Source organism: Brevibacillus invocatus, from assembly GCF_003710915.1.
Taxonomy (GTDB): Bacteria; Bacillota; Bacilli; order Brevibacillales; family Brevibacillaceae; genus Brevibacillus; species Brevibacillus invocatus.
In genome coordinates this window covers 1-11,557 of record NZ_RHHR01000081.1, presented here as the reverse complement: position 1 = coordinate 11,557, position 11,557 = coordinate 1, and the positions used below count along the sequence as shown (strand labels likewise).

The window sequence follows — 11,557 nt, the reverse complement described above, 5'->3', positions numbered from 1 at the left end:
AAAACAGGAGTAGATATGCTTTGGTCGTTAACTTTTTCACGTACTTGTCCTGATCTGTTTCGTCTATCCGTTGTTGAAATTTCACAATATTAATGGGTGAAATGTATTTACCAAATGAAGAAAATAGGGTATTCTTGTCCATGCTATGTCCTTTATGTTGGATTTGGACAGGAACTACCTGACCTTTCCAGTGTAAAGGATTTTTTTATGCTCGTGAACGCTTGAATACAGAAGATTATGGTGATTTTTAATGATGTGAAAAGATTTATGCAACGCTAGTGATTTTTTATGATTCTTGGAATTTTGTTTTCTTTAAAAAATGCCATTGCAAGTCGTTCTAACATCATTGACAAATAGCTTTAACGTGCTTTTTTCGATTATGCGCTTTCTTCATAAACGCCTTGATATCCACCCCATACACAACGTAACGACCACCCCAGCTATATGCGTTTATTCGCCCTTCCGAACACCAGCGTCTAACTGTTTTCGGAGCTCTTCCTACTAGATGAGCAACTTGATCTGGAGAAAATACCGCATCGTCTTCAATAACGTTAAGCACATCATTCAGTGATGGTGTTAATCCCAACTCTTTTTCTTTTTCGTAATTGATTTGGTCCAAATAAAAAGCTTCCTCCTTAATATATACCAACCTTGCATATCGCAGCTGTAAACTAACTATTCACAAGACTATTTATATTCCCGCCCTACTTTTTTATGAGTTCATTTATTGTAATGCCCCGAATATATATAAAGTGTCATGACAATATTGGAGGTAATAAAAATTAATGTATTTCGCCGACGAAGATCACGAACACAATTATTTATCGCTTATGAAAAAGTATAATTTGCGGGCAAACCAAGACGTGCAATATGAAGCAGCCATATATATTTCAGCACATCCGGCGATATACAAAGCGTTTAATAATCACGCTTTAAAAAATAATTATGGTCCATTATCTTGGTATTTACTTGAATCTGATGAAGCTGAGCGCAGAGGTCATAACAGGGGTGCTTTAACGGGATCCACTCACAGACTTGTGGAAGCAGGGTTATCATTATTTGGTGGGTATCAAGTAAATTTGGATGATATTATAGGGTCTATTGCATCGGATGATTTGTTTCAAACACTTATCCAAGCAATAAAGATTCGCGCAAGAAAGTTATAAATAATAATAAAAGGAGCGCACATTTTCGTGTAGATATGTGCGCTCCTTTTATTATAATAACTAGCTTTGTTCCTTATCTTTAACACGTAGCAGTCGCAAACTATTTAAAGTAACAATTAACGTTGCCCCCATGTCTGCAAAAATTGCCATCCATAGTGTCAGCCATCCTGGAAGGATGAGAAGCAATGCCACGACTTTAATTAACAGCGAGAACGTGATGTTTTGCTTGATGATCGCTAGCGTTTTGCGGCTTAAACTCATGGTGTAAGGCAGCTTGCTTAAATCATCGCCCATTAGCGCAATATCCGCTGTTTCAAGAGCTGTATCGGTTCCTGCCCCGCCCATTGCAATGCCGACTGTAGAAGCAGCGAGCGCGGGAGCGTCGTTTACCCCGTCGCCCACCATCGCGACATTGCCATACTGCGTACGAAGCGATTTGATGTACTCCAATTTATCCTGCGGCAAGAGCTCTGCTTTGACTTCTGCAATGCCAAGACGCTTGCCAATGGCTTCGCCTGTTGCTTTGTTATCGCCGGTGAGCATGATGGTCTTTTTGATGCCAAGCTCATGCAGCTTCTTGATCACGTCTTTGCTGGAATCGCGAACTTCATCGGCTACCGCGATTAGGGCAAGGATTTTTTCTTGTGATCCAAGCACCATAACTGTTTTGCCTTGGTTTTGCAGCTCATCGATGCTTTTCATTGCCTTATCTTCAATAGCTGCATGCAGCTCAGCGAAAAGCTTTGGACTGCCAATGTAATAGAGCTGACCGTCTACTTTGCCTTTCACGCCTTTACCGGTAATGGAACTGAATTCTTCGGCTTCGGCTGTAAAGTCGACTCCTGCTGCTTCCGCTTTACGCAGTATCGCCGAAGCGAGTGGATGCTGCGAGCCTTTTTCTAAAATCGCTGCGATTTGCAGCAGCTTCTTTTCATTGCCACCAAAGGTTACGAACTCCGTTACTTGCGGTACGCCTTTGGTGAGCGTACCGGTTTTATCAAAGGCAACAGCGGAGATTCGTCCAGCTTCCTCTAGGTGAATACCGCCTTTAATGAGCACCCCGCGTTTTGCCGCGTTCCCGATGGCTGTAACAATCGATACCGGCGTTGAGATAACCAAAGCACAAGGACAACCCACCACAAGAAGAGCCAAACCTCTATAAATCCACTCTCCCCAAGCTCCGCCTGTAAACAGCGGCGGAATGACGGCAATCAAAACAGCAACAATCATAATTGCCGGTGTGTAGTATTTCGCGAACCGGTCAACAAACGCTTGCGATGGAGCCCGCTCGGCTTGTGCTTCTTCGACCAAGTGAATGATTTTTGCAATCGTTGTGTCTTCCACCGTTTTGGTGACTTTGACTTCCAGCAAGCCTTCTTCATTGAGCGTACCGGCAAACACTTCATCATCGATGGTTTTCGTGACCGGAATCGATTCGCCGGTAATGGCTGCTTGGTTGATGGTTGAGCTGCCTTTGATGACTACCCCATCCATCGCGAGCTTTTGCCCTGGCTTTACAATCATCACATCGCCTACGACAATATCATCGACGCTCACCATGAGCTCCACGCTGCCGCGACGAATCAATGCTTCTTTTGGTGCAATGTCCATCAGCGATCGAATCGATTGCCGAGCTTTTTCCATCGAATAGCGTTCGAGCACTTCGCTGATAGCGAAAAGAATGACGACAGTCGCACCTTCGCCCCATTCGCCAATGGCAGCAGCCCCAAGTATGGCTACGGTCATTAACGTGTTCATATCAAACTGCAGCCTAAAGAGGTTTTTGATGCCTTTTATAAATAACTCATAGCCGCTGATGACAATCGATGCCGCATAGGTGAGCGATGATAATAAGCTTTCTTCACCATACTGCTCGCCAAAGAAGTAACCGGCGATAAGCAGCACCGCAGACACGAGCACATTCCAGTTTTCCTTCCAAAACGGCTCCTTTTTTTCTGCGACACGTTCTTTTTCTGGTGTAACTTTGAGGCTTTCAAATGCACCGGCTTTTTCTAATTCCTCAACCGTAACGTTTCCATAAACGGTGATTTTGGCTGCTCCGAAGTTGACCTGTGCATCCTGAACACCAGGAAGGCTTTTCACGTTCTTTTCAAAGATACCGGCACAGTTGGTGCAGGTAAATCCTTGAACGCGGTACACGTTTTTCTCTTCTGCTTGGTTTTGCGTATTATTTTCCAACGGTGATCATCTCCTTGCTATGCGTTGAAGCCAGCTGAATCAGCTCCCGCACATGCTCATCTTCCAAAGCGTAAAAAGCAAGCTTGCCTTCTTTGCGATATTTAACCAGGTTTAATTTTTTCAGCGTCCGAAGATGATGCGAAGCCGTTGCCAATGAAGAGCCGATCACGTTTGCCACATCGCAGACGCACATTTCATCTTCCTGGCACAGAGCAAACGCCACTTTCATTCGTGTTTCATCGGCAAGCACCTTAAACATATTTGCCATTGCTGAAATATCTTGCTGTTCAAGCGAGTTTTGCACTCGATTTACCTTTGCTTCGTCAAAACAATACAGTTCGCAAGTATCTTTTTCAGTCATATAAGCACCTCCATCAATCAAACATATATTTGATTATATTGTTATCATACTCCTGTTTTTATATTCAGTCAAATGTTTGTTTGATTGTTTGGGTAAAAAAATAGCATGCGAATGAAAAGACTTCAATTCACATGCCTGTTTTATTAATTTCTCTTGATCTCAGGAAGTATTTTTTCAATAAATTTTTTCTCGAGTTTTTCATTTTTTTTAAGCTGTGTAATGTAGCTTGCGAAATCAAAGACAACTTGATAATTGGTCATTTCCAATATAGCGGCACCAGCCATCGAACCCCATTCCGCCCGATCAAAATCAATCCGAAGAACGAAATTTAGTTTTATCAAGTCCGTCGTTTGAAAATATACATGGTGTGTGCCATTGTCTAAACCTTCGTATCTAACCTTTATTACGCAACGCTCGGAAGGATTAGCAATAGTGTGGAGCAATTTTTCTTCTTCTGACATCTCTACACCAAGAAGCGGAATCACGTCTTCCTTAGTTATGCGTTCTTCCTGCGCATTGTTATTTTCTAATTCCTCTCTGGCATCTTCCTGGGATTCAAATTTCATGTTTTCATGCACAAGCATCACAATCTTATGCCTTAATTCATGCTTGTCGTGCAATAAAAGTGGAGCCCACTGGGAAATATAATCGTAATCAAATTCCCACGCCTGCACATCTTCGTGAAAGAATGCAGCATTAAATTTTGACAAATCTTTCTCTAAATAATTACTTCTAAAATTTTTGCGGCTCATGTTTATGCCCGAATTAGCACAAAATTCGAGAACCTCATCTTCTGTCAAAGATTTACCGAATCTTGGGTTCTTAAAAAGAGGCATCCTTGATTTTATTCTTCTGATTGCCATTTCAAGGCTTTGTTCCAGTTCGGGGTTTTCAGAAATTAGCCGTGCAACATTCTCCTCAAACTTAGGATCAACAATGGCTTGAAGTAATTCCTCTGCTGTTAAACTTGCCATGGTTTCGTTCACCTTCTGCATTATTTCATGATTTGTTAATTTAATCATGCAACAAAAGCTAACCTCGATGCCATATTAAATGATTGGTTACTAAACCATCCATATCCATTTAGTCCGATGGGGTATGTTTCCATGAAAGCCTTTGCTTCAAAAAAAGAATCGAAGCATTGAAATATGCTACGATTCTATATAGATTTTATATCCAAAATGGTTTACAATTTACAATCTACAGTTTCCTCAAATAGACCATCTCATATCCCCAGCATTATTGCTGGGGCAACTAAGTCCCACACCTACCCATTAAACCCCTATTTCAGTACGTACATAGCAATACGAGCAGTCAAAGGAGCAACCGGTGTAGGGATTAAGGGAGTGGGTGTAGTCAGTCAAAAAACCCGTGCCTTTATTGAGAAGGGTCTTTGGATGTTTGTAGAAGATCTCTGGTTTCATCTTCATCCCCCATTTTTAGCAGAATATAGTTGCGTATACGGATGACCTTCAGGGTGTCTCCGCTCGGCCATTCTTCCTGGTGGAGAGGCGGAATTCTGCCGGTGTCATCCCAGTCATCTTACGAAAGAGTGTGATGAAGTAGGGGGTGTTCGGAATTCCTACTGACGAAGCAATGGCTACGATGGGTTCCTCTGAATGCAGCAAGGCAGTGATGGCTTGGTTGATCCTCCATTGCTGGATGTATTCCACTGGCGTCACGCCTTTGATTCGTTTGAACGTACGATGCAAGTGATACGGGCTTCCATGACACATTTCGGCCAATAGATCGAGAGTCAGTTTTTCACGGTAGTTCATTTCGATAAAATGTGTGATTTGTTCTACCCAGTCGTAGTCTGGCAAGCGTTGCCCAGTAGGCTTGCATCGCTTGCAGGGACGAAATTGAGCGGATAATGCATGCTGGGCATTTTGGAAAATACGGACATTTTCTTTTTTAGGGTCTTTGGATTTACAGGAGGGCTTGCAAAAAATCCCGGTCGTTTTGACCGCATAAATGAACTGATCATCATACGAGGCATCGTTGAGAAGAATGGCTTGCCAGCGTTCATCGGTCAATGCCCACTTACTGTCCAAGACGTTGTTTTCTCGTTCCATATCCCTCACCTCCAGTTACAGTATATCCTGCACGGGCGGTATTTGTATCGTTCCATGAGTAGAAAAGCAAGATATCGAAAGTTGATGTTAGGTTTTCTGACATATAAAGATGGTGGAGGAGCCTTCTCCGTGTTATATTGAGGAATATGCAAAACAGAAGGAGAGGGTTGGACGATGATCACGATCAGAAGGACGTCTCCAGACAGCAGTGATTTTAACAAGCTCGTGGAAATGCTGGATAAAGACCTGTGGAAACGATACCCACAAACACAGCAGCAATATGCGCCTCATAATCGGATTGCTTTGGAAGCAAGCGTTGTCTTGGCCTATGAGGCAGACAGAGCTGTGGGCTGCGGCTGTTATCGTCAGACAGATGATCCAGGAATCGTCGAGATCAAAAGGATGTTCGTGATGGAGGAGGCTAGGGGGAAGGGAATTGCCAAGCAGATCCTCAAGGAGCTGGAAGCATGGGCCGTGGAAGAGGGGAATACAGAAGCCAAACTGGAGACGGGAACAAGACAGCCTGAAGCGGTAGCCTTGTACACCCAATTAGGCTACAAAGAGATCAGCAAATACGGTCCTTACGTGGATCTCGAAGAAAGCATCTGTATGGGGAAAAAGCTGTAGATTGTGCGAGACATGATCTGTCGACAAGTGGTCCTGTATAAGGAACCACTTTTTTTGGCGTGCCATCGTCCTTATTTTTCACAATACAAAGTGAACTCTGTTTATTTCTGTAACTCTCGACTCTTACTAATTCCTGTGCTATCATGAGAACTTGTTAACGTATTACCACTTTAATAGACTAAAAGAGATACTAGGGGGATCAACATGAAGAAGTTAGCAAAATTGAGTTTGATTATGGGAACCGTGTTCTCTCTCGTTGTCGGATGCTCCAGTGCACCTGCCAATACAACGGATGCTGGAAACGGTGCGGCTAATGCACCAGCCGGAGAGACTGCCGCTAAACTGGTTGTTGGGATCGATGACAAATTCGCGCCGATGGGTTTTCGCGATGATAATAATGAACTGGTTGGCTTTGATATTGACTATGCCAAAGCAGCTGGTGAAAAGATGGGAAAAGAGATTGTTTTCCAACCGATCGATTGGAGCTCCAAGGAGTCTGAGCTGAACAGTGGCCGCATTGACTTGATCTGGAATGGATATACCATTACCGACGAGCGAAAAGAGAAGGTACTGTTTACCAAGCCTTATCTAGAAAATGCACAAGTGATCGTCACCCTCACGAAATCCGAGTTGAAAAAAATCGACGATCTGGCTGATAAAACAGTCGGTCTGCAAAAACTGTCTTCCGCAGCAGATGCTTTGAACGCACATCCAGTGAAGGATAAAATCAAAACCACTACAGAGTTCGCTGACAACGTGCTGGCATTGAATGACTTGAAGATCGGCCGTATCGATGCTGTTGTCATTGACCAGGTAGTAGCGGATTACTACATGGCAAAAGATGAAGGCACCTTCAAATTCCTGGAGGATTCCCTGGCGCCAGAGCAGTACGGAATTGGTGTGAAAAAAGGCAATGAAGCACTCTTGGAAGAACTGCAAAAAGCCCTCGATGAGCTCAGCGCAGATGGTACCGCTGCAAAAATTTCGGAGAAGTGGTTTGGAGAAGACCGCGTGTTGAAATAAGCAGGATAGGCATGAAAAGAGCAAAACCGGATGGCAAGATCGATCCGGTTTTGCTTTCGATTTTTTGTCACGAAGCATTTTCTGACCGTATGCAAGCCAAGTAAGCCAAGTTCTTAAATAGGAGCAGACAAGAATGAGCCTCGATTATCTCATTAGAATCACCATACCCATGCTGCAAGGCGCACAGATGACTGTTCTTTTGTTTTTCATTGCTATCATCGTCTCTATTCCTTTGGGATTTTTGATTACACTGATGGCGAAGAGCAGCAACAAGGGACTGGCAGCGTTTGCCCATACCTACATTTACGTATTGCGTGGAACGCCGCTCTTGTTGCAGTTGTTGTTCATCTGTTTCGGATTGCCCCTTCTTCCGGTGGTCGGCGAGTATCTGGTGATGGACCGATTCGTCGCTGCCTGTGTCGGGTTTATCCTCAACTACGCGGCGTACTTCGCAGAAATCTTCCGGGGTGGACTGCTGGCGATTGACAAAGGTCAGTACGAGGCAGCTCAGGTGTTAGGGTTCAACAAGTGGCAGACCACGACCAAGATCATTTTGCCACAGATGTTTCGCGTTGCCCTGCCGGCAGTCTCCAATGAATCGATTTCTCTGGTAAAGGATACAGCCTTGCTTTATGCCGTAGCCGTTCCAGAGCTATTGCACTTCGCTCAAACAGCGGTAAACCGTGACTTCACCATCATGCCGTTTTTTGTGGCGGGTATCATTTATTTATTGATGACTCTTCTATTGACACTCTTCTTTAAGTGGCTTGAAAAAAGAACCAAATTTGAATAGAGGGATTGGCAGATATGGCGATCATGCGTGTTTCAAATCTTAAAAAGTCCTACGGCAATCTGGAAGTCCTGAAGAATGTGACCTTTGAGATCGAGAAAAACGATGTGGTTGCAATCATTGGTCCCTCCGGTTCAGGAAAAAGTACCATGCTGCGCAGCCTCGTTTACCTGGAGCAGATCAACGGTGGAAGCATCCAGGTAGGCACTGAGTATCTGGTGCAGGATGGGACGTATGCAACCAGTCAGGAAATCAAGCGAATGACTTCCAAGATGGGAATGGTATTTCAGCATTTCAACCTGTTTCCGCATTTGACGGTCAAAGAAAATCTGGAGCTGGCACCGAAGATCGTTAAAGGAGAAGGGGAAGCAGAGATTCGGAAGAGAAGTGAGGAGCTCCTGGCTAAAGTGGGCTTGTCTGATAAAGCAGGCGCTTACCCAGCGAAGTTGTCAGGCGGACAAAAGCAGCGCGTAGCGATCGCCCGCGCCTTGATGATGAAGCCGGAAATTTTGCTGTTCGACGAACCGACCTCAGCTCTCGACCCGGAATTGACAGGAGAGGTGCTCCAGGTGATCAAGCAGCTGGCTGAAGAGCATATGACCATGATTGTGGTTACGCATGAGATGGGCTTTGCTCGCGAGGTAGCCAACCGGGTCATGTTTATGGACAATGGCGAATTCATTGAATCAGGCGAGCCGGAGTCCTTTTTCACCAATCCGAAAACGGAGCGGGCAAAGGCCTTCCTGCAACGGGTATGATCTTAAAAGAAAAGGACGGACTGCTTTTCACCAGCTTTGGCTTATACAGCCGAAGCTGTTTTTTTTGAGCGTTTATTTCTTTTTCAAATGTTTGTACTCTGTGAATAAAAAGAGAAATCCGATAGAAAGATAGGTAAAAAGAACTGCATGTAAAGCGATGCTCGGAAAGTCAAAATCCATGAATATTCCCCCTGATAAGTGGGCAGCAATCGAAAGGATAGGATTGTTACCCCTGACGATATTTCACAAGACCAGATCGATAGTCTGTCAGATGCTATGATTTATGAATTAAGTAAAGAAGATGGGGAGATTGTCATTATTAAAAAGGTTTCCAGAAACCTCGATACCGGTAATGAAGATGAAATTGGCACAAGAACTTTAGATCCAGACGATTTTGAAATGACTGTGGTTGCGAAAAGAATTTATGAGAAGTCAGGAAAAGATAACTTTAAATCTGTTGCAACCGGAGAATGGTTAACGAATCCTGTTTATGAATTTACAGATGCGATCGCTCTGGCATGGTCAGACGATTTTACTTTGTATGATGATGACTGCTATGTTATGTTTAGCTTTGGGGCGAAACGAGATGTTGTCACACTAAATGATGTAGATCCAGAAGGAGGCATAGCCTATGATATTGACCTACTAGTTGGAAGAGATGAAGATGAAATAGTATTAACTGCAAAAGTATACAAAGATGATGATGACGGTTCGGCGAATGTAGTAGGGGAATATGGACATGTTCAAATTCAAGCTAGTGGTATTAATGTTGGTTTCTCAAGTGGATCAAGACCTTCTGTAGAGATGTCAGTGAGCTACGCAGCTGACATTGAAATGGCGTCACCTGATTATGACAGCTTTGACTATTAATGAGGTGGAGGATAATGCTTAAAAGAATATTATATGGCCTTCTAGTTTATATAATTGGGTGCGTGGTTGTATTGATATCTGTTTCAATATACAATAACGATACAGCAGACAACTCATTTCTAAGGGCCATAGTTTTCTCAGTTTTATATTTAGCAGCAATAGTAAGCATTACGAAAAACCGTAATACATAAGCATAAAAGTAAGAAAGGCCCGCCCCAAATATAGGAGGCGGGTTTCGTTTTAGTATCGATCCATGTAATCAGCCGTGTAGACGAATTGCTTTCCACCTGCGATCATGTATCGTTTTATCCGATCACGAAACTCTTTATCCGCAAGGGCCAGCTCTACCACAAAAGCCTGAGCGCTCCCCACTGATCTATTCCGTTTGGCTCTTCCCGCAAACACCGGATCCCGAAAGTCCAGGTTATCTGCGATCTGCAGCAAGTTGCCATACATGACCCTGGAATGGGTCGATGTCACGCGCGGCAGCTCTAAGAAAGTCTCCCCAATATCCATACACTCCTCCCCCTCCACTTTCAAATCAAAATCGATACCTTGATACAAAAACATCATTCAGCACACTGCACACTGAGAGGACCTGAGTATCTGTTGGAGGATATTCAGCGCTGCACAGCGCCATCAACTTCGAATTACGTCACCGCGCTTAATCTTGCCGCTGAAAGCAGCCTTAACCAACTCCTGATCTGGAAAGCTGACTCTCTTTCCTGTTGATGTATCTTCCGCATGCAGGCGTCCTTTGCTGACCGAAACCACACGATAACTGCCGCCAATGTCTGACGGGGTATACACCGTTTGAGCGATGGACAGCGCCATGCCGAAGGTGAGAACGGCCAGAACAGCCCAGAATCCAGTCCTGACGTTGCTCTCCGTCATCCCTTCATCAGTGTCGTCATCCTGGCCATCGTAGTCCAATTCGACAAAAGGAAGTCCACGGTCAGCTCGGTAATATCTACGCTTGGTTGCCATCGGAAGACACCACCTTTCTGATTGGCACAGGCACACCAACGCCTTTTTTGATACGTTGATCAGTCTTGGCCTGCACCAGTGGTCGTAGCTGCAGTTTTACCCATCCACTAAAGTTGAGTCCTTTTGCTACCTCCCACAGTTCCCTTTCCAGCGGATCGTCGATGTTAAAGCATACCGGCTTTCTCTCAGTGGCCATCCCTATCCCTCCTATGGTGTTGTGCAGCGCTGTGTTGAGTGGCGCTGTGCTACTAGTCTGATGCGGTACGGATTGTCCAATATTCGGCTTTCTCCGAATATTTTTTTACAACCTTGTCCACACTGGGGATGAGGTGAGGAGAATGTCAGGTCTCAATAAACCACGGACAAAAGCAGGAAAATATCTCGATCTGCATGGAATTAGTCACTCTTATATTGCAAATGAAACAAACCTAAGCATGGATACGTTGACGCGAATTTTTTCCATTGGCAAAAAAACTCAGAATCCAACAAAGTCAACCCGGAAGCTTATTTACGATGCAGTAAGAAAGAAAGTCCCACAAGCCAAAATGTTTGACTTGTGGGACGAAGCGTAAGTTATACAGTAAGAAATGACGAGAAAACGTATATATCATAAAGAGGTCAATCAGTACACATAATCATGATATATACAAAATCAACTTGTCAATTTCGTAAATGTACTCATGTGAATCAATTTCATAATT

At 44.0% G+C, this 11,557-nt stretch carries 15 protein-coding genes and 1 pseudogene; 7 read left to right on the top strand and 9 right to left on the bottom strand.

Features of this window, described 5'->3' with window-relative positions; genetic code table 11:
• Nucleotides 1-343 precede the first annotated feature (343 nt).
• Nucleotides 344-619: a helix-turn-helix domain-containing protein gene (locus tag EDM52_RS24065; protein WP_183185343.1), complete on the bottom strand. Its 276-nt coding sequence runs from the start codon at nt 617-619 to the stop codon at nt 344-346.
• Between the two features lie 166 nt (nt 620-785).
• On the opposite strand from EDM52_RS24065, the gene EDM52_RS24060 reads away from it, so the two are divergent.
• Nucleotides 786-1,166, top strand: a complete 381-nt coding sequence (locus tag EDM52_RS24060; protein WP_122911426.1) for a hypothetical protein — start codon at nt 786-788, stop codon at nt 1,164-1,166.
• A gap of 60 nt (nt 1,167-1,226) precedes the next feature.
• Here EDM52_RS24060 and EDM52_RS24055 read toward each other — a convergent pair whose 3' ends face one another.
• The 5 genes and pseudogenes from EDM52_RS24055 to EDM52_RS24035 form a co-directional block, all read right to left on the bottom strand.
• Nucleotides 1,227-3,365: a heavy metal translocating P-type ATPase gene (locus tag EDM52_RS24055; RefSeq protein WP_122911425.1), complete on the bottom strand. Its 2,139-nt coding sequence runs from the start codon at nt 3,363-3,365 to the stop codon at nt 1,227-1,229.
• Nucleotides 3,355-3,726, bottom strand: a complete 372-nt coding sequence (locus tag EDM52_RS24050; protein ID WP_122911424.1) for an ArsR/SmtB family transcription factor — start codon at nt 3,724-3,726, stop codon at nt 3,355-3,357. The genes EDM52_RS24055 and EDM52_RS24050 overlap by 11 nt, the downstream gene beginning before the upstream one ends.
• A 143-nt stretch (nt 3,727-3,869) precedes the next feature.
• On the bottom strand, nt 3,870-4,700 hold the full coding sequence (locus EDM52_RS24045; RefSeq protein ID WP_122911423.1) for a hypothetical protein: 831 nt from the start codon (nt 4,698-4,700) through the stop codon (nt 3,870-3,872).
• Nucleotides 4,701-5,018: 318 nt separating this feature from the next.
• Nucleotides 5,019-5,150: pseudogene (locus EDM52_RS25385) on the bottom strand (radical SAM protein); the annotation flags it as partial.
• 48 nt (nt 5,151-5,198) lie between these two features.
• Nucleotides 5,199-5,801: a bifunctional transcriptional activator/DNA repair enzyme AdaA gene (locus EDM52_RS24035; protein WP_122911422.1), complete on the bottom strand. Its 603-nt coding sequence runs from the start codon at nt 5,799-5,801 to the stop codon at nt 5,199-5,201.
• Nucleotides 5,802-5,975: 174 nt separating this feature from the next.
• On the opposite strand from EDM52_RS24035, the gene EDM52_RS24030 reads away from it, so the two are divergent.
• The 5 genes from EDM52_RS24030 to EDM52_RS24010 all read left to right on the top strand — a co-directional run bounded on the left by EDM52_RS24030 (nt 5,976) and on the right by EDM52_RS24010 (nt 9,869).
• Entirely contained in the window at nt 5,976-6,428 is a 453-nt protein-coding gene (locus EDM52_RS24030) for a GNAT family N-acetyltransferase (protein ID WP_122911421.1), read from the top strand.
• A gap of 204 nt (nt 6,429-6,632) precedes the next feature.
• The gene (locus EDM52_RS24025; RefSeq protein WP_122911420.1) at nt 6,633-7,451 is read left to right on the top strand and encodes an amino acid ABC transporter substrate-binding protein; all 819 of its coding nucleotides are present in this window, start codon (nt 6,633-6,635) and stop codon (nt 7,449-7,451) included.
• 133 nt (nt 7,452-7,584) lie between these two features.
• The gene (locus EDM52_RS24020; protein ID WP_122911419.1) at nt 7,585-8,244 is read left to right on the top strand and encodes an amino acid ABC transporter permease; all 660 of its coding nucleotides are present in this window, start codon (nt 7,585-7,587) and stop codon (nt 8,242-8,244) included.
• A gap of 14 nt (nt 8,245-8,258) precedes the next feature.
• Nucleotides 8,259-8,999, top strand: coding sequence for an amino acid ABC transporter ATP-binding protein (locus tag EDM52_RS24015; RefSeq protein ID WP_122911418.1), 741 nt, complete (start codon nt 8,259-8,261; stop codon nt 8,997-8,999).
• Nucleotides 9,000-9,197: 198 nt separating this feature from the next.
• On the top strand, nt 9,198-9,869 hold the full coding sequence (locus EDM52_RS24010) for a hypothetical protein (RefSeq protein ID WP_122911417.1): 672 nt from the start codon (nt 9,198-9,200) through the stop codon (nt 9,867-9,869).
• Nucleotides 9,870-10,109: 240 nt separating this feature from the next.
• Here the strand turns inward: EDM52_RS24010 and EDM52_RS24005 are convergent, their stop codons facing one another.
• The 3 genes from EDM52_RS24005 to EDM52_RS23995 form a co-directional block, all read right to left on the bottom strand.
• Entirely contained in the window at nt 10,110-10,385 is a 276-nt protein-coding gene (locus tag EDM52_RS24005; RefSeq protein WP_122911416.1) for a hypothetical protein, read from the bottom strand.
• A gap of 123 nt (nt 10,386-10,508) precedes the next feature.
• Nucleotides 10,509-10,856, bottom strand: a complete 348-nt coding sequence (locus tag EDM52_RS24000; protein ID WP_122911415.1) for a hypothetical protein — start codon at nt 10,854-10,856, stop codon at nt 10,509-10,511.
• Entirely contained in the window at nt 10,840-11,052 is a 213-nt protein-coding gene (locus tag EDM52_RS23995; RefSeq protein ID WP_122911414.1) for a hypothetical protein, read from the bottom strand. Before EDM52_RS23995 ends, EDM52_RS24000 begins: the two co-directional genes overlap by 17 nt.
• Nucleotides 11,053-11,194: 142 nt before the next feature.
• Between EDM52_RS23995 and EDM52_RS23990 the strand changes: the two genes are divergently transcribed.
• A complete protein-coding gene (locus EDM52_RS23990; RefSeq protein ID WP_122911413.1) occupies nt 11,195-11,428 on the top strand; it encodes a hypothetical protein in 234 nt (77 codons plus the stop codon).
• The last annotated feature ends 129 nt before the right edge of the window (nt 11,429-11,557 follow it).